The organism is Oceaniglobus roseus (assembly GCF_002869745.1).
GTDB classification, from domain to species: domain Bacteria; phylum Pseudomonadota; class Alphaproteobacteria; order Rhodobacterales; family Rhodobacteraceae; genus Oceaniglobus; species Oceaniglobus roseus.
The window spans coordinates 1-25,285 of sequence record NZ_PNOS01000017.1; the positions used below are offsets into that span (position 1 = coordinate 1).

21 protein-coding genes and 2 tRNA genes are annotated in these 25,285 nt (G+C 69.5%); 11 read left to right on the forward strand and 12 right to left on the reverse strand.

Features of this window, described 5'->3' with window-relative positions; translation table 11 throughout:
- On the reverse strand, window positions 1-361 hold a 361-nt coding region (locus A7B20_RS10120), incomplete at its 3' end, for an enoyl-CoA hydratase-related protein (RefSeq protein WP_245866793.1).
- Complete coding sequence (locus A7B20_RS10125) at window positions 358-1,395, reverse strand: phosphotransferase (protein WP_102108463.1); 1,038 nt, start codon at window positions 1,393-1,395, stop codon at window positions 358-360. The genes A7B20_RS10120 and A7B20_RS10125, both read right to left, overlap by 4 nt.
- 95 nt (window positions 1,396-1,490) lie before the next feature.
- Between A7B20_RS10125 and A7B20_RS10130 the strand changes: the two genes are divergently transcribed.
- Window positions 1,491-2,723 carry an acyl-CoA dehydrogenase family protein gene (locus A7B20_RS10130; RefSeq protein WP_425437148.1) on the forward strand — a complete coding sequence of 411 codons (1,233 nt, stop codon included), beginning with the start codon at window positions 1,491-1,493 and terminating at the stop codon, window positions 2,721-2,723.
- Here A7B20_RS10130 and A7B20_RS10135 read toward each other — a convergent pair whose 3' ends face one another.
- Window positions 2,724-3,548, reverse strand: a complete 825-nt coding sequence (locus tag A7B20_RS10135) for a DUF2059 domain-containing protein (protein ID WP_102108464.1) — start codon at window positions 3,546-3,548, stop codon at window positions 2,724-2,726.
- Between the two features lie 209 nt (window positions 3,549-3,757).
- Here A7B20_RS10135 and A7B20_RS10140 point away from each other — a divergent pair.
- The 6 genes from A7B20_RS10140 to A7B20_RS10165 all read left to right on the forward strand — a co-directional run bounded on the left by A7B20_RS10140 (window position 3,758) and on the right by A7B20_RS10165 (window position 12,453).
- Window positions 3,758-3,847: transfer RNA gene (locus A7B20_RS10140), tRNA-Ser, on the forward strand.
- A 422-nt stretch (window positions 3,848-4,269) separates the two neighbouring features.
- Entirely contained in the window at window positions 4,270-6,255 is a 1,986-nt protein-coding gene (locus A7B20_RS10145) for a bifunctional DedA family/phosphatase PAP2 family protein (protein WP_102108465.1), read from the forward strand.
- A gap of 164 nt (window positions 6,256-6,419) precedes the next feature.
- Window positions 6,420-7,511, forward strand: coding sequence for an HlyD family secretion protein (locus A7B20_RS10150; RefSeq protein WP_102108466.1), 1,092 nt, complete (start codon window positions 6,420-6,422; stop codon window positions 7,509-7,511).
- Window position 7,512: 1 nt separating this feature from the next.
- Complete coding sequence (locus A7B20_RS10155) at window positions 7,513-9,099, forward strand: DHA2 family efflux MFS transporter permease subunit (RefSeq protein ID WP_216641188.1); 1,587 nt, start codon at window positions 7,513-7,515, stop codon at window positions 9,097-9,099.
- 72 nt (window positions 9,100-9,171) lie between these two features.
- A complete protein-coding gene (locus A7B20_RS10160) occupies window positions 9,172-10,395 on the forward strand; it encodes an acyl-CoA dehydrogenase family protein (protein WP_102108468.1) in 1,224 nt (407 codons plus the stop codon).
- Between the two features lie 99 nt (window positions 10,396-10,494).
- Window positions 10,495-12,453, forward strand: a complete 1,959-nt coding sequence (locus tag A7B20_RS10165; RefSeq protein ID WP_157937652.1) for an autotransporter domain-containing protein — start codon at window positions 10,495-10,497, stop codon at window positions 12,451-12,453.
- Window positions 12,454-12,501: 48 nt separating this feature from the next.
- Here A7B20_RS10165 and A7B20_RS10170 read toward each other — a convergent pair whose 3' ends face one another.
- Together A7B20_RS10170 and rlmB are read right to left on the reverse strand one after the other, a co-directional pair.
- Entirely contained in the window at window positions 12,502-12,969 is a 468-nt protein-coding gene (locus A7B20_RS10170; protein WP_102108470.1) for a CoA-binding protein, read from the reverse strand.
- Window positions 12,970-13,157: 188 nt separating this feature from the next.
- Entirely contained in the window at window positions 13,158-13,934 is a 777-nt protein-coding gene (gene rlmB / locus A7B20_RS10175; protein ID WP_102108471.1) for a 23S rRNA (guanosine(2251)-2'-O)-methyltransferase RlmB, read from the reverse strand.
- A 250-nt stretch (window positions 13,935-14,184) separates the two neighbouring features.
- Between rlmB and A7B20_RS21245 the strand changes: the two genes are divergently transcribed.
- The 3 genes from A7B20_RS21245 (at window position 14,185) to rbsK (ending at window position 15,743) form a co-directional block, all read left to right on the forward strand.
- A tRNA-Tyr gene (locus A7B20_RS21245) sits at window positions 14,185-14,268 on the forward strand.
- Between the two features lie 85 nt (window positions 14,269-14,353).
- A complete protein-coding gene (locus tag A7B20_RS10180; protein ID WP_102108472.1) occupies window positions 14,354-14,809 on the forward strand; it encodes an RbsD/FucU family protein in 456 nt (151 codons plus the stop codon).
- A gap of 10 nt (window positions 14,810-14,819) precedes the next feature.
- Entirely contained in the window at window positions 14,820-15,743 is a 924-nt protein-coding gene (rbsK, locus tag A7B20_RS10185) for a ribokinase (protein WP_102108473.1), read from the forward strand.
- A gap of 218 nt (window positions 15,744-15,961) precedes the next feature.
- Here the strand turns inward: rbsK and A7B20_RS10190 are convergent, their stop codons facing one another.
- Window positions 15,962-17,500, reverse strand: coding sequence for a helicase HerA-like domain-containing protein (locus tag A7B20_RS10190; RefSeq protein ID WP_102108474.1), 1,539 nt, complete (start codon window positions 17,498-17,500; stop codon window positions 15,962-15,964).
- 390 nt (window positions 17,501-17,890) lie between these two features.
- On the opposite strand from A7B20_RS10190, the gene A7B20_RS10195 reads away from it, so the two are divergent.
- Window positions 17,891-18,601 (forward strand): invasion associated locus B family protein, encoded by a 711-nt coding sequence (locus A7B20_RS10195; protein ID WP_102108475.1) that lies wholly within the window; start codon window positions 17,891-17,893, stop codon window positions 18,599-18,601.
- Window positions 18,602-18,708: 107 nt separating this feature from the next.
- On the opposite strand, the gene A7B20_RS10200 is transcribed toward A7B20_RS10195, so the two are convergent.
- The 6 genes from A7B20_RS10200 to A7B20_RS10225 form a co-directional block, all read right to left on the reverse strand.
- The gene (locus A7B20_RS10200; protein WP_102108476.1) at window positions 18,709-19,374 is read right to left on the reverse strand and encodes a D-lyxose/D-mannose family sugar isomerase; all 666 of its coding nucleotides are present in this window, start codon (window positions 19,372-19,374) and stop codon (window positions 18,709-18,711) included.
- A 59-nt stretch (window positions 19,375-19,433) separates the two neighbouring features.
- On the reverse strand, window positions 19,434-20,897 hold the full coding sequence (locus tag A7B20_RS10205) for a mannitol dehydrogenase family protein (protein WP_102108477.1): 1,464 nt from the start codon (window positions 20,895-20,897) through the stop codon (window positions 19,434-19,436).
- 109 nt (window positions 20,898-21,006) lie between these two features.
- Complete coding sequence (locus A7B20_RS10210; RefSeq protein ID WP_102108478.1) at window positions 21,007-22,023, reverse strand: ABC transporter ATP-binding protein; 1,017 nt, start codon at window positions 22,021-22,023, stop codon at window positions 21,007-21,009.
- Window position 22,024: 1 nt separating this feature from the next.
- A complete protein-coding gene (locus A7B20_RS10215) occupies window positions 22,025-22,855 on the reverse strand; it encodes a carbohydrate ABC transporter permease (RefSeq protein WP_102108479.1) in 831 nt (276 codons plus the stop codon).
- 126 nt (window positions 22,856-22,981) lie between these two features.
- Window positions 22,982-23,854 carry a carbohydrate ABC transporter permease gene (locus A7B20_RS10220; protein WP_102108480.1) on the reverse strand — a complete coding sequence of 291 codons (873 nt, stop codon included), beginning with the start codon at window positions 23,852-23,854 and terminating at the stop codon, window positions 22,982-22,984.
- 77 nt (window positions 23,855-23,931) lie between these two features.
- Window positions 23,932-25,251 (reverse strand): ABC transporter substrate-binding protein, encoded by a 1,320-nt coding sequence (locus tag A7B20_RS10225; RefSeq protein ID WP_102108481.1) that lies wholly within the window; start codon window positions 25,249-25,251, stop codon window positions 23,932-23,934.
- Window positions 25,252-25,285 lie beyond the last annotated feature (34 nt).

Here is a 25,285-nt window from a genome sequence, read left to right on the forward strand (position 1 = left end):
CGATCCCGGGCCCCGCCGGCCGCACGCCCTGCGTGGCGGTGCGGTAATGGGCCGCCAGCGCCAGCTCCAGCCCGTCGCCCTCGGCCCGGCCGTGCAGCGCGGCGATCACCGGCTTGCCCGCCGCCCCGATCCGGGCGACGAGGCGGCGCAGCCCGGCCCCGTCCCAGCCGGGCGCCGTGCCGGTCGAGAACTCCGGCCCCTCCGCCGCGAGGATCACGGCGTGCACCAGGTCGTCGCCAAGGGCCTTCTCCAGCGCCTCGGCCAGCGCCGTGCAGAGCGGCGCGTCGAGCGTGTTCGTGGGCGGCGCATCCAGCGTCAGGACCGCCACGCCATCCTCGACCGTCATCCGCACGTCGCTCATGCTGCGCCCTTTCGTGTCAGGTCCACCGCCATCGCCGCCAGCACCGGGATCGAGGCGGCATAGGCGCGCGCCTTTTCCGGGTTCGAGGCATTGCCGCTGCGCGCCCGCGCCACGACGCCTTCGAGGATCGCCGCGAGGCGGAAAAAGGAAAACGCGAGGAAGAAGGTCCAGCCCTCGATCCCCGGCAGGCCCCGCCGCCTGCAATAGGCGGCGACGTATTCGGCCTCGTCCGGCAGCCCCTGCGCCGCGCGGTCGATCCCGCCGAGGCCCCGCATGCCGCCCGCGTGGGGCAGTCGCCACTGCATGCACTGGTAGGCCAGATCGGCGAGCGGATGGCCCAGCGTGCTCAGTTCCCAGTCGAGCACGCCGATCACCTCGGGGCCGACCGGATCGAACACCAGGTTGTCGAGCCGGTAGTCGCCGTGCACCAGCGCCACCTGCCCGTCGTCGCCCGGCTGGTTGTCTTCCAGCCAGCCGATCAGCGCCAGCATGTCGTCCGAGGGGCTCTCGCAGGACGCATGGTATTGCGAGGTCCAGCGCGCGGTCTGGCGCGCGAAATAGTCGCCGGGACGGCCGAAATCGCCAAGCCCCGCCGCCTGCGGGTCGACCCGGTGCAGCGCGGCCAGCGTGCTGTTCATCGCGTCGTAGATTTCCCACCGGCGGTGTGGCTCGACATCGGGCAGCGCCGGATCCCAGAAGATGCGTCCGTCGAGATGCTCCATCACGAAGAAGGCGCGGCCCAGTGGCGGCTGCCCGTCCTCCACCAGCTTCAGCACCCGCGGCACCGCCACGGCGCTGCCTTCGAGCGCGGCCATCACGCGGAACTCCCGTTCGACCATGTGCGCGGATTTCAGCAGCCTGCCCGGCGGCTTGGTGCGCAGCACCAGCGTCCGGCCGGTCCCCTCGACCCGGTAGGTCGGGTTCGACTGGCCGCCGTCGAACTTGACGATGCGCAGCACGCGGCCGACTTCAGGCACCTCCGCCTCAAGCCAGGCGCCAAGCGCCTCCGGACCGCTGACCATCCCATCGGACATGGCGCAATTAGTAGAGAGGCCGCGGGATTGCGCAATCCCTTGATTGATCGCGGTGGCTGGATCATCCTCGCCCTGTGTCTTTGGAGGACCGCTCGATGACCATGCCCCTCGGCCCGACCGACCGCCTCGCCCCGCTGCTGGAGGCGGTCAGGGCGATGATCGCCGATGAGATCGCGCCGCTGGACGAAGCCTTCCTGGCCGAGGTCGGGGTCGGCGACCGCTGGCAGTTCACCCCCCGGCAGACCGAGATCCTGGAGGGGCTGAAGGCGAAGGCGCGCGGGCGGGGCCTGTGGAATTTCTGGCTGACCGGGGACGCCGGGGGCAAGGGGCTCACCACGGTCGAATACGCCTATCTGGCCGAGGAGATGGGCAAGAGCCACCTGGCCGCCGAGGTCTTCAACTGCTCCGCCCCCGACACCGGCAACATGGAGGTCTTCGCCCGCTACGGCACCGAGGCGCTGAAGGAGAAATGGCTCGCGCCGCTCCTCGCGGGCGAGATCCGCTCGGCCTACCTGATGACCGAGCCCGAGGTGGCAAGCTCGGACGCCACCAACATCGCCATGCGCTGCGAGGACGGGGGCGACCACTGGCTCTTGAACGGCGAGAAGTGGTGGGCCAGCGGCGCGGGCGATCCTCGCTGCGCGGTGCACATCGTGATGGTCAGGACCGGCGGCGACGGGCCGAAGCACCGGCAGCATTCCATGGTCGTCGTCGATGCGGCCAGCCCGGGGATCGAGAAGCTGCGGCCGATGCAGGTCTACGGCCAGGACGACGCTCCGCACGGGCATTTCCACATCCGTTATACCGATGTGAGGGTGCCGAAGGAGAACCTGCTGCTGGGCGTCGGGCGGGGATTCGAGATCGCGCAAGGCAGGCTTGGCCCCGGGCGCATCCACCACTGCATGCGGGCGATCGGCCAGGCCGAGAAGGCGCTGGAGCTGATGTGCCGCCGGGCGCTCTCCCGCGAGGCCTTCGGCAAGCCGCTGGCGCAGCTCGGCGCGAACCACGACCTGATCGCCGAGGCGCGGATGGAGATCGAACAGGCGCGGCTTCTGTGCCTGAAGGCCGCCTGGATGATGGACAAGGGCGACGCCCGTGCGGCGGCGCCCTGGATCTCGCAGGTGAAGGTGGTGGCACCCGCCGTGGCGCTGAAGGTGACGGACATGGCGGTGCAGATGTTCGGCGGCGCCGGCGTCAGCCAGGACACGCCGCTCGCCCGCCAGTGGACCCACCTGCGCACGCTGCGCCTGGCCGACGGCCCCGACGCCGTCCACCGCCGCCAGGTCGCCCGCGCCGAACTGGCGCGCCACACGCAGGAGAAGGTCTGACTACAGGTCCTCGCCCGCGATGAACTGCGCCGCCGCCTGGCCGAGCGCGCGCGAGATGGTGACGTACATCTCGTCGAAGGCGCCGAAGATCGCCTGGTTCATCCCCTGCCCCGGCTCCGACTCCGAGAGCTCGGTGTATTCGACCAGCGAGGCGTCCTTCAGCGGCTGGTAGGCGAGCGCGAGATAGGCATAGACCCAGTCGATCGTGTCGGCCCGGATCTCGGGCTCCTGCGCCCAGACATCCGCCAGCACCTGCTCGTCCGACATGGTGCCGTCGAAGGCGTTGCCCGCCAGCAGCCCGGAATAGAAGGCATAGTTCGAGTTCATCGCGCCCACGACGTTCGAATCCACCAGGTCGTTGGCATCGATGAAGCGCTCCAGCAGGTCGAGCCGCGGATCGCCGCGCTGGCGCATCTCGGCCAGCACGTCCTTCGCCGTCTCCTCGACGTCCTTGTCGATCAGCGCGCGCCGCGCCTCGAGTTCGAGGCGCACGATGCGCTTGCCGAGGTCGGAGGTGAAGAAGTCGATCAGCGGCGCCACGTCGACATCGGCCAGCAGGGCGAGGAAGCGCGTGCGCACCAGCTCTTCCATCGCCGGCGCCTGGTAGAGCGACGCGACGACGGCGTCCCAGGCCGCGCCGCCCCGGCCCGGGAACAGCTCGTCCCGCAGGTCGTCGCCATAGGTCATCCCCTCCTGCTGCATGATCCCGACGACCTCGGGCATGGACAGGGCGTCGTAGAGCCTCTGCGCCTCCTCCGGGCTTGCCGCGCGGAGCGGCAGGCTGGTCGCAAGGGTCACGGCAGCGGCAAGGCAGAGGCGGAGCATGGCACTCTCTCGGAGAAGGGTCTTTACGCGGTCTCGACGTCGGCGCGGCGCCCGAAGCGCCACGTGGCGCGCTGGCGTCAGGCTAGGGTCTCGCCGCCGGAGTGCCAAGGGCCGTTCGCCCCACTGCCGCTCAAATATTCGCAACCGGCGGCCGCGAAAACCTGTTGCACCCGCGCGAGCGACGGATTAGACGAGCGCACGTCGATCGCGGAGAGGTGCCGGAGTGGTCGAACGGGGCGGTCTCGAAAACCGTTGTGGGTGCAAGCCCACCCAGGGTTCGAATCCCTGTCTCTCCGCCACTTTCCCAGTCCCCAAGGCGGAAAGCGTCGAACGATTACCGAGCGTTGGCTTCAATTCCTCATGCGCGGCACGGCCGCGGATGTCCGCGCTTCGTTCCGCCGATAGACGACAGAGGCGGGAAGCGAACATTCAGAAATCTGCAGCAGCGGAAGGGCCTTCGACACGTTTAGGCCCAGATGCTCCGGCCCGCGTGTTTGATCGGGCCGCCTTGATCTGTGCCTCGGCCTCGATCCGCGCCCGGACGGCGCCTACTTGAGCATAGCGTCACGATGTTCGACGGTCACGCCGCCGATCCGACACCGTCCCGGCGAGGCGTCGCAGGGATGAAGCCTTGCGCCAGGGATCGCGGGGCCGTCCCCGCGCATTGAGCGCAGAGGCGGGACGGGCCAGAACGGCCACGCACCCGAGGCAAGGAGAGGCAATGTCCGATTTCGCATCCCAGATCGTCCCCACGCTCGGGTCCCTCGGGGTCTGGGCCTACTGGATCGTCGGGCTGTTCTCGTTTCTCGAAGCCTGGTGGGTGACGGGGGTGATCACGCCCGGATCGCTGGTCGTGGACGCCGGAGGGGTGCTGGTGCGGCTCGGGCAGCTCGACGCCCTCGACCTCTTCTGGTTCGTCGCCGCGGGCGCGATCCTCGGCGGAGAGCTCGGTTTCGTCTCGGCGCGCTGGCTCGAAGGCCGCCTGCCCCGGCGCGGACCCGCCTTCGAGCGCGCGGCGGCCCTGGTGCGCCGCTTCGGCGGCGGCGCCGTCGTCATCGGCCGCTTCCTCGGGCCGGTCTCGGGACTGACCGTGCTGGCGGCGGCGCTCTCGGGGATGGAACACCGGCGGTTCAGCTTCTGGAACGTCGTCGCGGCGCTCCTCTATGCCGCCGTCCACGTCGCGCTCGGCTATGCGGCGGGCGACGTGCTGGCCCGGCTGGGGCCCTACCTGCCCCGGATCGCGCTGCCGCTCGCGCTGTTCGCGGTCTTCGTCCTGCTGGTCTGGATCGCCGTGCGCGCGTTGCGGCGCGGGCTGCCCGCATTCCTGGCCGCCCTCGACGCGCTGACCCGTTTCGTCGGCGAGCGGCCCGCCGTCCGCCGCCTTGCCGCGCGCCACCCCCGCGTCTCGGCGTTCCTCGCTCGCCGTCTCGATACCTCCCACGGCGGCGGTCTGCTCGCCACCGGCGTTGCCGCGCTGCTGCTCTACCTCGTCGCGGTGTTCATCGACGGCGCGCTGGACCTGACCTTCTCGCCCAACGTGGCGCAGACGGACGAGCGGCTTTCGGCCCTCATCCACGCCTTCTGGACGCCCCTCGGGCTGAGGATCGCGGGCTGGCTGACCCAGGCGGGCCATGTGCCGGTCGCCACCCTCGTCGCGGTCGGGGCGGCGCTTGCCTTCCTCGTGGCCGGGCGCCGCGCGGCGGCCGTCGGCTTTGCGGTCACGGTGCTCGGGAACGCGGCGACCGTCACGCTCCTGAAGCTCGCCTTCGGGCGAAGCCGGCCCGAACTGATGTTCTTCTCGGAACATTCCCACAGCTTCCCCTCGGGCCACGCGGCGATCTCCGCGGCGCTCTACGGCACGCTGTTCGCGCTGGCCTGGCGCGAGCGGCTGATCGGCGCGACCGCGGCGATCGTCGGGGCCGTGACCGTGGCGGCCACCATCGGCGCGACCCGGCTCTACCTCAACGAACATTACCTGACGGATGTGCTGAACGGCTGGCTGGTCGGGGCGATCTGGCTGGTGATCGGTGTCGCCGTCGCGGAAATGCTGCGCGCCCGGCGCGGCGCTCCCCCGAAAGCGCGTCCGCGCCTCGCCCTCGCCGTCTTCGCCGTGGCGCTGGCCGGGGCCCTCGGGCTTGCCGCCACCGACGTTCCGACCGAGGCGCCGTCCATACCCCCCGAGACGCGCGAGTTCACCGATCCCGGCGCAGCCATCGCCGAGGGCACCTTCGCCACCCGCGTCACCACCCTCGTCGGCGATCCGATGCCGCCCGTTTCCCTCGTCACGGTCGGCCCGGCGCTGCCCGAACTCGTGCAGCGCCTCGAAGGCACCGGCTGGAGCCCGGCGCCGGTGCCCGGCCCCGCGAGCCTTCTCGCCGCGCTCCGCGCAGACCTCACGAACCGCCCGTCGCCCGAGGCCGCCGTGGCGCCGGCCTTCCGGGCGGGCATACCGGCGCAGGCGACGCTGGTCGCCCCGGACGCCGGCGCGGTGCTCTACCTCTGGCCCGCGGGCGAGACGGACGGCAAAGCCCTTGTCGCCGCGGCCCTCGCGCCGCGAAGGGGCGCGGCGGGCACCGTGAAGCCAGCCGAGGCCGTCACCACGCTGGGCAGCAGCCTCGGGGCGACAGCGACGACCGCCGTCGCGCCCGCGCGGGATCGCGACACCGGAGCATCGGGCACGAAGGTCACGCTGCTGGAGCTGCCCTGAGGCCATGCCCGTCCTCGTGGTCGGTCCGGAGGGCAACCGCCGCGCGAGGGCGCCGGCGGTTCCGGGCGGGCGGGCGGGTGCTGCACGGCGGCATCGCCCTAGAACCATCCCCGTGGGAGGGCCGCGACCGCCGACCAGCCCCGAGAATTGCAACGGGCAGGATCATGGCTGACGACGACAGGAACGGCGACCCTTCCGACGACTCCGACAGCGGGATGTCCCGCAGGCGCAAGCTGGGGCTTCTCGCCTTCGCCGCGGTGCTGGTCGTCGCCGGCGTGGCCGGGGGCGCGTGGTGGTATTACCGTGCCGAGAACTTCGCCTCGACCGAGGATGCCTATGTCGGCGCCGACATCGTGCAAGTCGCGCCCCTGGTCTCCGGGCAGGTAGTGGCGCTGGAGGCCGAGCCGAACTCCCATGTCGCCGCGGGCGACGTGCTGGCGCGCCTCGAGTCGTCGGAGGCCGAGGCGCAGCTGGCACAGGCAAAGGCTGCCCGCGCCGCCGCCGAGGCAGAGGTGGCGCAGGCAAGGGCCGGGCTCCAGGAGGCCGAAAGCGCCGTGAAGTCGCAGCAGAGCGCGCTCGACGCCGCTCGGGTGAAGGCCGAGGACGCCGCCGCGCTGGCTAAACGGTACGACGAACTGGCGAGCCGCACCGGAGAGACCACGATCAGCGAACAGCAGCTGCTCGACGCGCGCACCTCGGCACAAGCGGCCGAGGCCGAGGCCACCGGCGCGGCGCAGGCCCTCGACGGGGCGAAGGCCAAGGTCGCCGCCGCCGAGGCCGCGCTCCAGGCGGCGGAGGCGGGGGTGCAGCAGGCGAAGGCCCAAGTGCAGCTGGCCGAGGTGACGCTGTCGCGCTTCACCGTCAAGGCGCAGATCGCGGGCACCGTCACCCAGCGGTCGGTCAACCTCGGCAGCTTCGTCAGCCCCGGCGCGCAGATCATGGCGCTGGTGCCCGACGACCTCTACGTGACCGCCAACTTCAAGGAGACCGACATCGCCGCGCTCGAGCCCGGACAGGATGTCGACATCCACGTCGACGCCTTCCCCGATGTCGACTTCCACGGCACCATCGACTCGCTCCAGCCCGGCGCGGGCCAGGCGTTCCAGCTGCTGCCGCCGCAGAACGCCTCGGGCAACTTCGTGAAGGTGGTGCAGCGGGTTCCGGTGCGCATCGCCTGGACGGATCCGAAACCCGAAGGCTATGCCATCGGCCCCGGCATGTCCGTCGTCGTCACCGTCGCGTTGTCGGATAACTGAGGTGGCGGCCGATCTTCCCCGCTCGGCCGCGGGGCGCGTCGGGCCCTGGGTGATGACCGCCTGCATCTCCCTGCCGACCTTCATGGAGGTGCTCGACGTCTCGATCGCCAACGTCGCCCTGCCGCAGATCGCGGGCAACCTCGGCGTCCCGCCGGAACGCGCGACATGGCTCGTCACGACCTACCTCGTCGCCAACGCCGTCATCATCCCGATCAGCGGATTCCTGTCCCGCGCCATCGGGCGCAAGCGCTATTTCCTGCTGTCGATCCTGCTCTTCACCCTCGCCTCCCTCGCCTGCGCGCTGGCGCCGAGCTTCGGGATGCTGCTGGCGGCGCGGGTGCTGCAGGGCGTCGGCGGCGGCGGTCTGGCGCCGGTGGAACAGGCGATGCTGGCCGACAGCTTCCCGCCCGAGAAGCGCAGCATGGCCTTCGCCGCCTTCGGCATCGTCATCGTCATCGCCCCGATCCTCGGCCCCACCGTGGGCGGCGCGGTGGTCGACAGCCTGTCCTGGCACTGGCTGTTCCTGCTGAACGTGCCGGTCGGCATCCTCGCGCTGGTGCTGGTGCAGGCCTTCACGGTCGAGTCCGACACGCTGGTGGAGGAGCGCCAGGCAAGGCTGAGGAAGGGCCTCAGCTTCGACTGGCAGGGCTTCCTGTTCATGGTGGTGGGCCTCGGCGCGCTCCTCATCATGCTCGACCGCGGCGAATCCGAGGGCTGGTTCTCTTCCGGGCTGATCGTCGCCATGACCGCGCTGGCCGTCGCGGGCCTGGGCGCGATGCTGATCTGGGAGTTCAACCACCCCGATCCCATCGTCCCCCTGCCGCTCCTGTTCCAGAGCCGCAACCTCGCCATCGCCGTGGCGATGATGATGATCCTCGGCATCCTGATCTTCGGGACAATCCAGCTGATCCCGCAGATGCTCCAGGGCGTCTTCGGCTACAGCCCCTATCTTGCGGGCCTCGCCCTGACCTACGGCGGCGCCATCGCGATCCTCATGATGCCGGTCTCGGGCATCGCGGTCAGCAGGCTCGACGTCAGGATGGTGCTCTTTCCCGCCTTCGCGCTCCAGGCCTTCGCGTTCTGGAACCTGTCCAACTTCTCGACCCAGAGCACCTTCTTCGACGCCTCCATGGCACGGTTCTGGATCTCGCTCGGCCTGCCGTTCCTGTTCATCCCGATCACCAACGTCGCCTATGTCGGCCTCGCGCCCGGGGATGCCGACAAGGCGTCGGCGATGCTGAATCTCTTCCGCAACGTCGGCGGCGCCTTCGGCATCTCGTTCTGCCAGACGATGCTGTCGCGGCGCGACGAGTTCCACTTCGCGCGCCTGTCCGAGACGCTGACGCCGGGCAACGGGATCTTCAACGGCACCCTCGACCGGCTCACGGCGGCGCTCGGCGACCGGGCGCAGGCGCTGGCGACGCTGGTGGGCGAGGTCCGGCGGCAGACGACGATGCTGGCCTTCACCGACACGTTCCACGTCCTGATGATCGCCGTGCTCTGCATCCTGCCCTTCATCCTGATCCTGCGCACGACTCCGTCACGGGCAAGGGAGGAGACCGCGGACACCGCGAAGGACGCCGCCTGACGCGCACCCCCTTCCCTGCCCCGCCGCGCGCTGCCAGACTGCGCCAAGTCCGCACCAGCCGAAGGCCCGCCCATGGATTTCTCGATCTCCCCCTCCCTCGAGGCCACCCGCGCCGCCATCGCAGCCTTCGTGGCCGAGCGCGTGCTGCCGCTGGAGGACGATCCGGCGAACTTCGGCGAAGGCGAGAACATCCGCCTCGACCTCCTCGACCAACTCCGCGCCGAGGCGCGCGCGCAGGGCCTCTGGTGCCTGCAACTGCCCGAGGCGGACGGCGGGCGCGGCTTCTCCCGCGTCGGCATGGCGGTCTGCTACGAGGCGATGAACCGCTCGATCTTCGGGCCCGCCGTGTTCAACTCGGCCGCGCCCGACGACGGCAACATGATGGTCCTCTCGATGCTCGGCACCGACGCCCAGAAGGAGCGCTGGCTTGCCCCGATCGTGAGGGGCGAGGTCCGGTCCGCCTTCGCGATGACCGAACCCGCGCCCGGCGGCGGCTCGGACCCCTCGATGATCCGCACCACGGCGACGCCGGACGGCGACGACTGGGTGATCCACGGCGAGAAATGGTTCATCACCGGCGCCGAGGAAGCCGCCCATTTCATCCTCGTCGCCCGCACCTCGGACGATCCGCGCGCGGGCCTCACCGCCTTCCTGTTCCACAAGGACCAGCCCGGGTGGGAGATCACCCGCCGCATTCCCATCATGGGCCCAGAGGAACACGGCGGCCACTGCCAGCTTCGCTTCGACGGCCTTCGGGTGCCCGGCGACGCGGTGCTGGGCGGTGTCGGGCGCGGGTTGAAGGTGACGCAGACGCGCCTCGGCCCCGCGCGCCTGACCCACTGCATGCGCTGGCTCGGCCTCGCCAGGCGGTGCATGGAGATCGCCGCTGCCTATGCCGCCGAGCGGACCGGCTTCGGCATCCGCCTTGCGGAGCGCGAGAGCATCCAGATCGCCCTCGGCGACCTTGCCATGGGGATCGACACCGGGCGCCTCTTGGTCGCCCGCGCCGCCTGGGCGCTGGACCAGGGCAGCTATGCCCGCACCGAGATCTCCATGGCGAAGATCCATGTCGCCAACCTTCTGCACCAGGCCGCCGACCGGGCGATCCAGATCAACGGCGCGCGGGGCTATTCGAAGGACACGGTGCTGGAATGGATCTACCGCTATGCCCGGCAGGCGCGGCTGGTGGACGGCGCGGACGAGGTGCACAAGATGGTGCTCTACCGCGCGCTCGAACAGCAGGGCAGCGGCCTCTGGCAATGGCCGGTCTCCGGGGGACCGGACGGCGCCGATTGACGTTACGGACCTCGGCGCCGTGCCAGATTTACACATAACACTTTTCGCGCCAGTCTGACCCCACGGGATGCACAGGCATCCGCACGGGGAGGGACAAGAGTGAAAAGAACACGCATGGGCGCCGCGGCCGCGGCCCTGCTCTGCGTCGGCATGACCGGCGCATCGGCGGAAGAGTTGCGCTTCGACCGGGTCTTCGTTCTGGGCGACAGCCTCAGCGACGGCGGCACCTACAGCCAGGCGGTGCAGGCCGCGTCGGGAGGGGCGCTGCCGAACATCAACTACCGCTTCCTGACGAACGCGCCCGACGGCTCGTCCCGCACCTATGCCGAGATCATCGCGGCCCGCCTCGGCGTGCCACTCGCGCCGAACGTCTACAGCGCCGTGCCCCTCGCGGGCCTGCCCGAAGTGCAGGTCGGCGGCACCAACTATGCCCAGGGCGGCGCGCGGGTCAGCGATCCGAACGGCGTCGGCCAGACCGTGCCCGGCGGCATCACCACGCTGCCCATCGTCGCGCAGGTCGACCGGATGCTGGCCGATACGCCCAGCTTCGGGGCCAACGACCTCGTGATCCTCTGGGGCGGTGCCAACGACGTCTTCACCCAGGCGGGCGCGGTCGGCGCCATGGCGATCACGCCGGAACAGGCCGCCGCCAACATGGCCCAGGCCGCGACCGAGCTTGCGGCCCAGGTCGCCCGCGTCCGCGCAGCGGGCGCCCAATCGGTGATCGTCGTCACCGTGCCCGACATCGGCACCACGCCCGCCGGTCTCAGCGGCACCCCCCAGGCCGCCGCCCTGCTGACCGGCCTCGGCAACACGTTCAACGCGCAGCTGACCTCCGCCATCGCGGGCCGCGCCGTCATCGTCGATTCGCAGCGGCTCCTCGGCGCGGTCGAGGCGGATCCGGCGAAATACGGCTTCACCGCCCCCGGCGCGGCCGTGATCCCCGCCTGCCCCGGCAGCGCGCTGAACTGCGTGCAGGGCCTGAACGCCAGCCCCGACAGCGAGCTTCGAATCTTCGCCGACGGCGTCCACCCGACCACCGCCGCCCAGGCGCTGTTCGGCCAGGCCGCCTTCGCCGGGCTCCAGGCCGCGACCCAGACCGGGGTGATCCCCGTCGCCATCCTGACCGCCCTGCGCCAGCAGAGCCTGTCGATCGAGAACCGCCTGAACCCCACGGTGCTGTTCTACACCGGCCCGAACGGCGAGCGTCTGCGCCGCGAGGTCGGTCAGATCGACTTCTTCAGCAGCGTCGAGTTCGGCGATTACGGCGCCGACGCCCAGCAGGTGACGCCCGGCCTCTCCGGCAAGACCCAGGTGGCGAAGATCGGCTTCGACGTGCCGGTGCTGCCGAACGCCACGATCGGCGCGGGCCTCAGCTTCGACCGCGGGCAGGTGGACTTCGACAACGGCGCGGGCGGGTTCGATTCGAACCTCGTCGTCGGCGCCATCTTCGGCCAGGTGGCGCTGTCCAAGGCCTTCTACCTGAACGCCGCCCTCGGCGCGGGCACCATCGACGTCAACGACATCACCCGCTCCTTCGCCCTCGGCCCCGCGACCGAGACCTACCGGGGCGAGACCGGCGGCGACTACCGCTTCGCACGGATCGGCGCGGGCGCCTTCCTGCCGCTCGGCGACACGGTGCTGCTGAACCCCTTCGCCCAGTACACCCACGAGGTCGTCACCATCGACGGCTATACCGAATCGGCGGGCGCGGCGAGCCTCGCCTTCGGCAAGACCGAGTACAAGTCGAACCGGATCACCGCGGGCCTCTCGGCGATCTTCTCGCCGAAAAGCCTGCCGGAGTGGAAGTTCAACCTGCGCGGCTCGATCGAGCACGACCTCAGCGACGGCCCCCTGACGGTGTTCCTCGGCCCCGACGCGAACACGCTCGGCGGCGTATCGGCGCCGCGCCCGGACCGCACCTACGGCTACATCTCCGCCTCGGTGGTGCGCGACCTCGGGCCGAACGCCTTCCTCAGCCTCACCGCCGGCACCTCCGTCGGGCAGAGCGGCGCCCACGGCTATACCGCAAGCCTCGCCTACAAGCGGACGTTCTGAGGCCACGCGATCCGGCCGCCGCGGACCAACCCCGCGGCGGCCCCAGCCTTACAGTCTGGAAGATATCACCCCGGTGTTGAACCCGCCCATGCGGAGTTCGCCGAACAGCCGCTGGTACTCGATCTTCGGGCAGCGGTCCTGGATCACCGTCACCCCCCGCGCCTCTACCTTCGCCGCCGCCTCGGCATGGGTCACGCCGATCTGCATCCAGACCACTTTCAGATTCGGAAACCGCTCCAGCGCCTCGTCCACGAGGGCGGGCACATGCTCGGGACGGCGGAAGATGTCGACCATGTCGACCTCCCCCTCGACCGCGAAGAGATCCGCCACCACCTGTCGCCCGAACAGCCGCTCCCCGGCATGGACCGGATTGACGGGCGTGACATGGAAGCCCTTCAGCGACAGGTAGCGCGCGACGTAATAGCTGGGCCGCACCGGGTTCATCGACACGCCCACGCAGGCGATGCGGCGCACCGATTTCAGGATCGAGCGGAGAAGGTCGTCGGAATAGTCCATGGCCGGACCTTCGGACAAAAAAGCGCCCGGCACAACATGTCCGGGCGCGAGTTCGGAACGAGGGACAGTGAAGGACTTGATGCAGGGAGTTCCGGCCCCGCGTCCTGACTGTGATATGGGAAGCACTCGGCGCCGCAAAAGAGCCGGTCGCCGTTTCGTGAACATGGGCTCACGACGTGGTGATTCCGTCAGGCCCGCGCGGTGGCATAGAGCGACACCGCGGCCGCGTTCGACACGTTGAGCGAGCCGAAGCCGCCCGCCGCCGGGATCCGCGCCACCAGATCGCAGGTCTCGCGCGTCTTCTCCCGCATCCCCGGCCCCTCGGCGCCCAGCACCAGCGCCACCGCCTGCCCGCCCGTCGGCACCGCCTCGGCCAGCGTACACTCGCCCTCGCCGTCGAGCCCGATCAGCAGGTAGCCCATGGCGCGCAGCCGCTCCATCGCGTCCGACAGGTTGGTGACCCTGAGATAGGGCTGGCGCTCCAGCGCGCCCGAGGCGGTCTTTGCCAGCGCCCCGGTCTCGGGCGCCGAATGCCGCGCGGGTGCGATTACCGCCAGCGCGCCGAAGACCTCCGCGCTCCTCAGAACCGCGCCCACGTTGTGCGGATCGCTCACCCGGTCCAGCAGCAGCACGACGGGCCGCCGCCCGGGCACGCCCATGCACCGCTCCTCGAGACTGCCCCAGTGCAGTGGCTTCACCTCCAGCGCCGCCCCCTGGTGGACCGAGCCGGGATCGAGCGGCGCGGGGAACTTCCGCGGATCGGCGATCTCGGGCTCGATCGCCGCCTCGGCGATGGCATCGGCCAGCTTGTCGGCGGCGTTCTTCGTCACCACCAGCCGCAGCCGCTGCCGCGCCGGGTTCATCAGCGCGTCGCGCACCGCGTGCAGCCCGAACAGCCAGACGGTCTCGGCCGCCGCCGCGCGCTTTCCGCGCTCCTTCTCGATCACCCACTTCGGCTTCTTCATCGCCCGGCCCCGCTGTTGCACGCAGGCTCCCTAGCGCCAATCGCGCCCCGAGACCAGCACGGCCCCCACCCCGGAGGCTGCCCCTGTTTCTTCTTTGCCGAAAATACTCCCGCCGGAGGCATCCCGCACTCTCCTCCCACGCCGGCGGGCCGTACAGGGGACCGACGCAAAGCGATCTCGATTTCCGTCTTGACGGCCCCGCGCCGCCCCGGTATCCCGCGTCCCACCGGAGCGGGAACGCCCGGGAAGTGGGCGACAGGCCGCAAGGTGTGGCAGGGGACTGTAACTCCCTCGCGGAGACGCACGCTTGGTTCGATTCCAAGGTCGCCCACCACTTCCCCCCTCCTCGCGCGACACCCGCTTGCACCCGCACAGGGCGCCGCCCTAAGGTCGCGCCAGAGGCAAACGGGGGGATATCCATGCTGAAAGGGATCGACACGCGGCTCGGGGCCGATGTGCTGCACGCGCTGCATTCCATGGGCCACGGCGACATGCTGGTGCTGGTCGACACGAACTTCCCCGCCGACTCGGTCGCGCGCGCGACCCATACCGGCCGCGCGCTCGCGATGCCGAACCTCACCTCGGCCGAGGCGGTCGAGGCGGTGCTGACCCTCCTGCCCCTCGACACCTTCGTCGACGACTTCGCGGCCCGGATGGAAGTCGTGGATGCCCCGGGCGAGATCCCCGAGGTCCAGCGCGAGGTGCAGCAGGCCATCGACGCCGCCGAAGGCCGGTCGCGGCCCATGACCGGCGTCGAGCGCTTCGCATTCTACGACATGGCGAAGACCGCCCATACAGTGATCCGCACCGGCGAACGGCGCTTCTACGGCTGCTTCATGCTGAGGAAGGGCGTCATCGCCCCCGACGCGCAGTAGGAGCCCAGCCATGTCCGAAGGAAAACCCGTCGTCATCCTCGGCGTCTTCGCCGCCGACACCAGCTTCCGCGCGCCGCGCCAGCCGAACATGGGCGAGACGCTGCTCGGCTCCGCTTTCACCCTCGGGCCCGGCGGCAAGGGCTCGAACCAGGCGGTGGCCTGCGCGCGCGCCGGGGGCGACGTCCACTTCATCACGCGCCTCGGGCAGGACGCCTTTGCCGACATGGCGCTGGCCCTCTGGCGCGATGCCGGGATCACCCCGGCCGTCACGCAGCACGCCGACAGCTACACCGGCGCGGCCTACATCTTCCTGGAAGAGGCGACGGGCGACAACGCGATCATCGTCTGCCCCGGCGCCGCGGCCGACCTTTCGCAGTCGGACCTAGAGGCGAACCGCGCCCTGATCGAGGGCGCGGGCGTCTTCGTCACGCAGCTCGAACAGCCCCTCAACGCGGCGCTGCGCGGGTTGCAGATCGCCCGCGGCGCGGGTGTCACGACGATCCTGAACCCCGCCCCCGCCACCGATCTCTCCGACGAGCTGCTGGCCTGCTGCGACTGGATCACGCCGAACGAATCCGAGGCGGAGGGGCTGACCGGCATCCGGGTCGAGACGCTGGAGGACGCGAAGCGCGCGGCCGCGGCCCTTCGGGCGCGCGGCGTCGGCGCCGCCATCGTCACGCTCGGCAGCCGCGGCGTGCTGCTGTCGGACGGACGCCAGGACGTCCACCTGCCCGCCATGGCGCCGGGCCCCGTGGCCGAGACGACCGGCGCGGGCGACGCCTTCAACGGCGGCTTCGCCGCGGCGCTGGCCCGCGGCCTCGATCCGGTGGCGGCCGCTCGCTTCGGCTGCGCCACCGCGGGCATCTCGGTGACCCGGAAGGGCGCCGCCGACAGCATGCCGACCCGCGCCGAGGTGGAGGCACTGCTCGGCTGACCCTGCGGCATGGGCCCTCCATCACCGCGGAGCGCCCATTTTCCTTGAGGAAAATGGACCGGTTTCCTCTAGGAAACCGGAGCCGCCCGGCTCCGCCCTCCGGCGCCTTCCCGGAGAACCACGTCCGGCCTCGCGCGACACCCCATTTTCCTCAAGGAAAATGGTCCGGTTTCCTAGAGGAAACCGGGCCCTCCGCACCCCGGTCGGCACCGCCTCCGTCATCGCCCCTTGAAGAGCGTCCCGAAAATGCCGCGCACGATCCGCCGTCCGGTGGTCCCGGTCAGCTCCTTCACCACCATCTTCGTCATCTGCTCGCCGAGGCTCGGCGGCGCCCGGCGGCTGCGGGGCTGCGCGCGCGAAGCGCCCGGATCGTAGCGGCGGGCGTTGCGGAACTCGCGCTCGCCCACCTCCTGCGCATCCGCCCTCGCCTCGGCCTCGGCCGCCGCCCTCGCCGCCGCCGCGGCGCGCGCCTGCAGGATCTCGAAGGCGCTCTCGCGATCCACCTCGGCCTCGTACTTCCCCGTCACCGGAGACCCGGCCATCACCTCGGCCCGCTGCATCTCGGAGATGGGCCCGAGCTGCGAGGACGGCGGGCGGATCAGCGTCCGCTGCACCACCCCCGGCGCACCCTTGCGCTCCAGCATCGAGGTCACGGCCTCCCCCGTCCCGACTTCGCGGATCGCCTCCTCGGTCGAGAAATCGGGGTTGTCGCGATAGGTCTGCGCGGCCTTCCGAAGGTCGCTCTGGTCCTTCGCGGTGAACGCCCGCAGCGCGTGCTGCACCCGGTTGCCGAGCTGGCCCAGCACGTCGTCGGGCACGTCGGCGGGGTTCTGGGTGACGAAGTAGACGCCCACCCCTTTCGAGCGGATCAGCCGCGCCACCTGCTCGACCTTGTCGACCAGCGCCTTCGGGGCGTCGTCGAACAGCAGGTGCGCCTCGTCGAAGAAGAAGACCAGCTTCGGCTTCTCCGGATCGCCGACCTCGGGCAGCTCCTCGAACAGCTCCGACAGCAGCCACAGCAGGAACGTCGCATAGAGCCGCGGCGCCTGCATCAGCCGCCCGGCATCCAGGATGTTGATCCGCCCCGCCCCGCTCTCATCCGTCAGCATCAGGTCCGACAGCGCCAGCGCGGGCTCCCCGAACAGCTCGGCCCCGCCCTCGTTCTCGAGCACCAGGAGGCGGCGCTGGATGGCGCCGATCGAGGCGGTCGAGACGTTGCCATAGCGCAGCGACAGGTCCTTCGCGTTCTCCCCCGCCCAGACCAGCAGAGCCTGCAGGTCCTTCAGGTCGAGCAGCGCCAGCTTCTCCTCGTCGGCGACGCGGAAGCAGATGTTGACGACGCCCTCCTGCGCCTCGGTCAGGTCCAGCATCCGCGAGATCAGGAGCGGCCCCATCTCGGCGACCGTGGTGCGCACCGGGTGGCCCGAGCGGCCGAAGAGATCCCAGAACGTCACCGGGAAGGCGCGGTAGGCGTAGTCGTGAAGCCCGATCTTCGCCGCGCGCGCCGCAAAGGCATCGTGCAGCTTGAACTCCACTGACCCCGCCCGGGCGAGCCCCGCGAGATCCCCCTTCACGTCCGAAAGCAACACCGGCACCCCCGCCGCCGAGAACCCCTCGGCCAGGATCTGCAGCGTCACCGTCTTGCCCGTGCCCGTGGCCCCCGCGATCAGCCCGTGGCGGTTGGCCTGGCCCAGAAGCAAGGTCTGCGGTTCGCCGTACTCCGGCCCGCCGCCGCCGATGAAGATGCTGTCCGTCACGCCTTGCCTCCCCGAGCTTTCGGTTGAAAGTACAATATTAACGCTCTGGTGCCAGAGTGCTTTCACCGGCTTTCATCCATTGCGGACGGGTGCCGGTATCCTCCCTGTTGGACTGGCCGCGCCCTTTCGGGTGCGGCCCTTTTTCATGCCGCGGCAAAGCGGAAAATCTTGAAATTTTCCCTGTTGACGGGTGTGAGTGCTTCTCATAACGTCACGGCAATAGATAAGTCGGCCAGTCCGGCAGGGAGAGAAGACAGAGAGAAGGGCCCGTTCCGCGGGCCCTTTTTCATGTCCGGACGCAGCTCCGCCCATCGGAGAAAAGCCCCCCTGACACTGCCGCCGGTCCATGGTAAACGGCCCCGCAATACGAAGCCGAGCAATGGAACAGACATGCCCCATTTCCTGAGAAGCCTGAGCGCCGCCGCCCTGATCGCCGTCGGCGGCATCGCTTCGGCGCAGACCACGACCGAGCCCGCCACCCCGTCGACCGACACCGCCACCCCCGCGCCCGAGGCCCCGGCCCAGACCGGCGACCAGGCGGCGGCTCCGGCGGGCGGCACGCAGCCGCCGGCCCAGCCCGGCGCCCCTGCCGACCTCGACATGGGCACCGAAGTGGGTGCCGAGAACGCCGAAGGCCCCGGTTCGACCTACGTGCAGGAAGAACACGGCGACTGGCAGGTGCGCTGCATCCGTGCGGGCGAGGGCCAGAAGGACCCCTGCCAGCTCTACCAGCTGCTCCAGGACGAGCAGGGCAACCCGGTGGCCGAGATCAGCATGTTCGCCCTGCCCGAAGGTCAGCAGGCTGCGGCCGGCGCCACCGTCATCACCCCGCTGGAAACGCTGCTGACCCAGCAGCTGACCCTTGCCGTCGATGGCGGCGCGACCAAGCGCTATCCCTACACCTTCTGCACCCCCACGGGCTGCTTCGCGCGCATCGGCTTCACCAATGCCGACGTCGCCGCCTTCAAGGCCGGCGCCAAGGCCACGGTCACGCTGGTGCCCGCCGCCGCCCCCGACCAGAAGGTGAACCTGACGGTGTCGCTCAGCGGCTTCACCGCGGGTTTCGAAGCGGTCAAGAAGATCAACGCCGAGGCCAACTGAGCCTCGCGCGCCGCCCCTGCGGCGCAGCAGATACGGCAACGGGCGGATCCCATGGGTCCGCCCGTTTCGCATCCGGCCCCGCGTCGGGCGCTGGCCGTGGTCCGCGCTCAGTAATCCGAGACGAGGAGGTGCACAGGGTCCGTGTCCTCCTCCATGGTCGAGAAGCGGCCGATGTCCTGCTCGAACACGTTGTCGGTGCGGTCGTCGTTGACGGTCGAGACCTCGCCCACCAGGCAGTCGCCCCCCTCGGCCCAGAAGGCGTGCCAGACTCCGGGCATCAGCGTCACGCTTTCGCCCGGAGCGAGGCGCAGGTGGCCGCCCGCGGGCAGCGTCACCGGCATCCCGTCCGAAGGCACCGTGACCGGCGAGTCGCGGTCGATCCCTCCATCCGCAAGCGGTGCAAAGAGTTCGATGATCAGCGTGCCGCCGCCGCGGTTGATGATGTCCTCGGCCTTCACGTTATGGCGGTGCATGGGTGAGAGCTGGTTCTCGCGGGTGATCATGATCTTCTCGGCATAGAGCATGCCGCGCCCCTGCCCCAGGTCGCCCACGTCGCCGTTCCTCGTGGTGAACAGGAACAGTCCCATCTCGTCGAACCGGCCCGCGCCATAGTCGGTGATGTCCCAGCCGAGGCCGCGCCTGTGGATGTCGCTGCCCGCCGCCTCGCGCATCCGCCCGGGCGTCCAGTAGGCGAAGGGCGGCAGGACGAAGCCGAAGGAGCGGATGAAGGCATCCCCCGCCAGCAGGATCTCGTTGACCTCGGACCGTTTCATCGCGCGCTCTCCTCTTGCTGCCGGGCGACCCAACCGCAGATCGCCCGCCCCCGCAACCCTCAGCCCGCGTAGACGCGCACCGTCTCGCGCACCCCGTCCTGCCAGAGCCGCCGCAGCGATGCCGAGAAGGCCTCGACGAAACGGGGCGCCGCGGCCAGGTCGCCGAAGACGTCCGAGAGCGCCAGGAACGCCGCCGGATCCTCCTTCGCCGCGAGCGCCGCCGCCTGCAGCTGTTTCGCCCGCTCGTCCTCCAGCGTGATGCCGCTGGCCGGGTCCGCCGTCTCGGCGCAGTAGCGGCACCAGAGCGCGACCTCCAGCCCCAGCCCATCGACCGGCAGGGCCTTCGCCAGCGCATCGCGCACCGTGGGCAGGACGAACTTCGGCTGCCGGTTCGACCCGTCAAGGCAGAGCCGCGGGATCGTGTCGCCGACCGCCGCGTTGCTGAACCGCTCGGCGCATTTGCTGAGGTACGCCTCGTAATCCACGCCGGGGATCGGCGAAAGCGTCGGGATCGCCTCACGCCGGATCAGCGCCAGCAGGAAATCCCGCACCTCCGCGTCGCCCATGGCGTCGTGCACGAAGTGATGGCCGAGCAGCGCGCCGACATAGGCGATCGCGGCGTGGCCTGCGTTCAGGATCCTGAGCTTCATCAGCTCGTAGGGCACCACATCGTCGACGAACTCGACCCCGACCTCCTCCAGCGCCGGGCGGCCCTGGGGGAACCTGTCCTCCAGCACCCACTGGTGGAACGGCTCGCAGATCACAGGGGCGGCGTCGGCGATGCCGAACTTCTCCGCCACCATGTCGCGCTCGCGCTGCGTGGTCGCCGGGGTGATGCAGTCGACCATGCCGCAGGGGAAGGCGACGTTCTCCTCGATCCAGTCGGCCAGGCCCGGGTCGCTTTCCCGCGCGAGGCCCAGCACCGCCTGCCGCGCGACATGGCCGTTCTCCGGCAGGTTGTCGCAGGAGAGCACGGTGAAGGGCGCGGCGCCCGCGTCGCGCCGCGCCTTCAGCGCCTTGATCAGCACCCCGAACACCGTCTGCGGCGCCTCCGGGTTGGCGGCGTCGGCGCGGATGTCGGGATGATCGCCCTGGAACCCACCGGCCGCGTTCAGGAAATAGCCCCCCTCGGTCACGGTGAGCGAGACGATGCGGATCGCCGGATCCTCCAGCCGCGCGACGATGGCGGCGGGGTCCACCGGCAGGAAATCCACCATCGCCCCCGTCACTTCGGCCGACAGCCCCTCGGGGTCCAGCTGCACCACGGTCGAGAGCCAGTCCTGCGGCTCCAGCCGGTCCCGCATCGCCTGGTCGAAATGCTTGATCCCCGCGCCGATCAGCGCCCAGTCGTGGCCCTTCCCGGTGTTGAACAGGCGGTGGAGATACCAGGCCTGGTGGGCACGGTGAAAGTTGCCGACACCGATGTGCAGGATCCCGGGCGTCAGCGCGGCGCGGTCATAGGCGGGGCCTTCCACGCCGTCGGGCAGCTTCGTCAGGGCTTCGGAATTGAGGGACAAGGGCACGGGATGGCTCCTTCGTTTCACGGGATGGGACCGCCGCGGCGATGCGGCGGAGTCGGTGCCGCCCTCGCCCGGCGGGCCGGGCGGCAGGAAGCGCGGGCGGCAGGGAGGCTCAGGTGATCCTGAGGCCCTTGTCGTCGAACCGGTGCAGCCGCTCCATGTCCGGCGTCAGCCAGATCGTGTCGCCGTGGCGGGCGTCCATCTCGCCGTCGCAGCGCACGGTGACCATGTCCTCTTCTCCGACGGCAAGGCCGGTGTCGTGGACGTGGATGAAGGTGTCCGAGCCCAGATGCTCGGACACGCCCACCCGGCCCTTCCAGACCCCGCTCTCCTTGCTGGCCTTCAGATGCTCGGGGCGGATGCCGATGTGCTTCGCGTCGTGCTTCGCCGCCTCGGCGCCCGAGATCAGGTTCATCTTCGGCGAGCCGATGAAGCCCGCGACGAACAGGTTCCTCGGCTTGTGGTAAAGTTCGAGCGGCGAGCCCACCTGCTCGATGTTGCCGGCCCTCAGCACGACGATCTTGTCGGCCATGGTCATCGCCTCGACCTGGTCGTGGGTGACGTAGATCATCGTCGTTTTCAGCCGCTCGTGCAGCTCGGAAATCTCCAGCCGCATCCCGACACGAAGCGCCGCGTCGAGGTTCGACAGCGGCTCGTCGAACAGGAACGCCGCCGGTTCGCGCACGATGGCCCGCCCGATGGCGACCCGCTGGCGCTGCCCGCCCGAAAGCTGCCCCGGCCTGCGGTCGAGGTAGTCGGTCAGGTTCAGAACCTTCGCCGCCGCCTCCACCTTGCGGTCCTGCTCGGCCTTGTCGAGCCCCGCCATGCGAAGCGGAAAGGCGATGTTCTTCCTCACCGACATGTGCGGGTACAGCGCATAGGACTGGAACACCATCGCCAGCCCGCGCTTGGCGGGCGGCAGTTCGGTCGCGTTGCGGTCGTCGATCCGGATCTCGCCCGAGGTGACATCCTCGAGCCCAGCGATCAGCCGCAACAGCGTGGACTTGCCGCAACCGGAGGGGCCGACGAAGACCACGAATTCGCCTTCCCGGATGTCGAGGTCCAGCGGCGGGATGACCTGCACGTCGCCGAAGCTCTTGGTGACCTTGCTGAGAGTGATGTTGCCCATGTTATTTCACGGCTCCGAAAGTGAGGCCCCGGACAAGCTGCTTCTGCGAGAACCAGCCGAGGATCAGGATGGGGGCGATGGCCATGGTGCTGGCCGCCGAAAGCTTGGCATAGAACAGCCCCTCGGGGGACGAGTAGGACGCGATGAACGCGGTCAGCGGCGCCGCCTTGGCGGCCGTCAGGTTCAGCGTCCAGAACGCCTCGTTCCAGGCAAGGATGACGTTCAGAAGCAGCGTCGAGGCGATGCCGGGAACGGCCATGGGCGTCAGGATGTAGAGGATCTCCTCCTTCAGCATCGCGCCGTCCATCCGGCAGGCTTCCAGGATCTCGCCCGGGATCTCCTTGAAGTAGGTGTAGAGCATCCAGACGATGATCGGCAGGTTGATGAGCGTCAGCACCCCGACAAGCCCGATGCGCGTGTCCAGAAGCCCGGTATCGCGGAACAGCAGGTAGATCGGGATCAGCACCCCCACCGGCGGCAGCATCTTGGTGGAGAGCATCCACATCAGCACGTCCTTGGTCCGCTTGCCCGGCACGAAGGCCATGGCCCAGGCGGCCGGCACCGCGATGATCAGCCCCAGCACGGTCGAGCCGACCGAGATGATGACCGAGTTCCAGAAGTGCCGGAAATAGTCCGACCGCGCCTGCACCTCGCCGTAGTTCTCGGTCGTCCAGTCGAAGAACAGGAACGACGGGGGCGAGGCTATGGCCTCGGCCTCGGTCTTGAACGAGGTGAGGATGGTCCAGAGGATCGGGAAGAAGATCACGATCCCGATCACCCAGGCCACCACGGTGACCAGCGCCTTCCTCTGCGTCGAAACGGCCCGTGCCATCAGCCGACCCTCCGTTTGAAAACTAGTCCCATCGGGCTCCGCCCGTTCCCGGCTGAAACGCTCCCCCGGAGCGTTTCCGGGACGCCGTGAACCCCCCGCCGGAGGCGTCCGGCGCGCGCCGCAAGCTCAGGCATCGAGGTTCTTCCCGATCATCCGCATCAGGAAGATCGCGACGATGTTCGCCAGGATCACCGCCACGATGCCGCCCGCCGACCCGAGCCCCACGTCGAACTGCAACAGCGACTGCGCGTAGACGAGGTAGGTCAGGTTGGTCGAGGCGAGGCCGGGTCCGCCGTTCGTCGTCACCAGGATCTCGGCGAAGATCGACAGCAGGAAGATTGTCTGGATCAGGATCACCACGGTGATCGCCCGCGCGAGGTGGGGCAGCATGATGAAGAAGAACTTCGAGAAGAAGCCCGCCCCGTCCATTTCCGCCGCCTCCAGCTGTTCGCTGTCCAGCGACTGCAGCGCGGTCAGCAGGATCAGCGTCGCGAAGGGCAGCCATTGCCAGGAGACGATCAGGATGATCGAGGCCAGCGGCGCCTGGGCGAGGAAGTCGAAGGGCTGCAATCCGACCGCCTTGAACAGGTAGGCGAAAAGCCCGTTCACCGGGTTCATGAACATGTTCTTCCAGACCAGCGCCGACACGGTCGGCATCACGAAGAACGGCGCGATCACCAGGATCCGCACGATCCCCTGCCCCCAGAACGGCTGGTCGAGGAGCAGCCCGAGGAGGATGCCGCCGACCACCGTGATGACCAGCACGCCGCCCACCAGAAGCAGGGTGTTGACCAGCGCCGTGGTGAAGGCGGGATCGGTCAGGAAGTAGTGGTAGTTCTCCCAGCCGACGAAGGGATTGGCGCCCGGCATCAGCAGGTTGTAGCGGAGCGTGGAGAAATAGAGCGTCATCGCCAGCGGCACGATCATCCATGCGAGAAGCAGGAGAACGGCCGGGGAAATCATCAACCGTGCCGCCGCACGGGAATGCTGCGTCGCCATCGGAGCCACCCAGGAATTGCAGGAGAGGGATGGAACCGGCCCGCCCGAAAGTCGGGCCGGTCCACGGGGAGGAGAGGTTACTTGATGTAACCGGCCCGCTTCATTTCCCGCTCGGTCAGCGCCTGCGAGGCCGCCAGCGCGTCATCCGCCGAGGTGGTGCCGGCCAGCGCCGCCGAGAACTGCTGGCCCGTCGCCGTGGCGATGCCCTGGAACTCGGGGATCGCGACGAACTGCACGCCGGTATAGGGCACCGGGTCGACCGTCGGGTTCGTCGGGTCGGCCGCGTTGATCGACTCCAGCGTCATCTCGGCGAACGGCACCTTCTGGTACTCGGGGTTCTCGTACAGCGACTTGCGGGTGCCCGGCGGAACGTTCGCCCAGCCTTCCTTCTCGGCCACCATCTCGAGGTACTGCTTCGAGGTCGCCCAGTCGATGAACTTCTTCGCCGCGTCCTCGGCGTCGGTGCCTGCCGGGATCGCCAACGACCAGGCCCAGAGCCAGTTCGACCGCTTGCCGAGCCCCTTGTCGGGCGCCAGCGCGAAGCCGACGCTGTCGGCCACTTCGCTGTCGTTCGGGTTGGTCACGAAGGAGGCGGCGACGGTGGCGTCGATCCACATGCCGCACTTGCCCTGCTGGAACAGCGCCAGGTTCTCGTTGAAGCCGTTCGAGGACGCGCCCGGAGGACCGTAGTTGTTCATCAGGTCGAGGTAGAAGTCGATCGTCTCCTTCCACTCGGGGCTGTCGAACTGCGGGTTCCAGTTCTCGTCGAACCAGCGCGCGCCGAAGCTGTTGGACATGGCGGTGAGGAAGGCCATGTTCTCGCCCCAGCCGGCCTTGCCGCGCAGGCAGATGCCGTAGACCTCGTTCTCCTTGTCGGTCATGGCCTCGGCGGCCTTCTTGATGTCGTCCCAGGTGGGCTCGGCCGGCATTTCCATGCCTGCCTTCTCCATCAGGTCGGTGCGGTACATCACCATCGAGGACTCGCCGTAGAACGGCGCGGCGTAAAGCTCGCCGTCGACGGTCAGGCCGCCGCGGATCGCGGGCAGCAGGTCGTCCACGTCATAGCTGTCGGGCAGGTCGTTCAGCGAGACGAGCCAGCCCTGCTTGCCCCAGATCGGAACCTCGTAGGTGCCGATGGTCATCACGTCGTACTGGCCGCCCTTGGTGGCGACGTCGGTGGTGACGCGCTGACGCAGCACGTTCTCTTCCAGAACCACCCACTCGAGCTTGATGCCCGGGTTCTTCTCCTCGAAGTCCGAGGACAGCTTCTGCATCCGCACCATGTCGCCGTTGTTCACGGTGGCGATGGTGAGCGTCGTGTCCTGCGCGAATGCCGCAGTCGCCGCGAGGGTGCAAAGAGCCGTAGCGCCGAACAGGGCGCGGTTCAGTCTTTTCATGTAATCCTCCCAATGCCCGATCCGGGCAAAAGCC

Excerpts from the sequence above, each read along its gene's own strand:
- A7B20_RS10125 (WP_102108463.1), bottom strand. The coding sequence starts at position 1,395 with ATGTCCGATGGGATGGTCAGCGGTCCGGAGGCGCTTGGCGCCTGGCTT.
- A7B20_RS10130 (WP_425437148.1), top strand. The coding sequence starts at position 1,491 with ATGACCATGCCCCTCGGCCCGACCGACCGCCTCGCCCCGCTGCTGGAG.
- A7B20_RS10135 (WP_102108464.1), bottom strand. The coding sequence starts at position 3,548 with ATGCTCCGCCTCTGCCTTGCCGCTGCCGTGACCCTTGCGACCAGCCTG.
- A7B20_RS10145 (WP_102108465.1), top strand. The coding sequence starts at position 4,270 with ATGTCCGATTTCGCATCCCAGATCGTCCCCACGCTCGGGTCCCTCGGG.
- A7B20_RS10150 (WP_102108466.1), top strand. The coding sequence starts at position 6,420 with ATGGCTGACGACGACAGGAACGGCGACCCTTCCGACGACTCCGACAGC.
- A7B20_RS10160 (WP_102108468.1), top strand. The coding sequence starts at position 9,172 with ATGGATTTCTCGATCTCCCCCTCCCTCGAGGCCACCCGCGCCGCCATC.
- A7B20_RS10170 (WP_102108470.1), bottom strand. The coding sequence starts at position 12,969 with ATGGACTATTCCGACGACCTTCTCCGCTCGATCCTGAAATCGGTGCGC.
- rlmB (WP_102108471.1), bottom strand. The coding sequence starts at position 13,934 with ATGAAGAAGCCGAAGTGGGTGATCGAGAAGGAGCGCGGAAAGCGCGCG.
- A7B20_RS10180 (WP_102108472.1), top strand. The coding sequence starts at position 14,354 with ATGCTGAAAGGGATCGACACGCGGCTCGGGGCCGATGTGCTGCACGCG.
- rbsK (WP_102108473.1), top strand. The coding sequence starts at position 14,820 with ATGTCCGAAGGAAAACCCGTCGTCATCCTCGGCGTCTTCGCCGCCGAC.
- A7B20_RS10195 (WP_102108475.1), top strand. The coding sequence starts at position 17,891 with ATGCCCCATTTCCTGAGAAGCCTGAGCGCCGCCGCCCTGATCGCCGTC.
- A7B20_RS10200 (WP_102108476.1), bottom strand. The coding sequence starts at position 19,374 with ATGAAACGGTCCGAGGTCAACGAGATCCTGCTGGCGGGGGATGCCTTC.
- A7B20_RS10210 (WP_102108478.1), bottom strand. The coding sequence starts at position 22,023 with ATGGGCAACATCACTCTCAGCAAGGTCACCAAGAGCTTCGGCGACGTG.
- A7B20_RS10215 (WP_102108479.1), bottom strand. The coding sequence starts at position 22,855 with ATGGCACGGGCCGTTTCGACGCAGAGGAAGGCGCTGGTCACCGTGGTG.
- A7B20_RS10220 (WP_102108480.1), bottom strand. The coding sequence starts at position 23,854 with ATGGCGACGCAGCATTCCCGTGCGGCGGCACGGTTGATGATTTCCCCG.
- A7B20_RS10225 (WP_102108481.1), bottom strand. The coding sequence starts at position 25,251 with ATGAAAAGACTGAACCGCGCCCTGTTCGGCGCTACGGCTCTTTGCACC.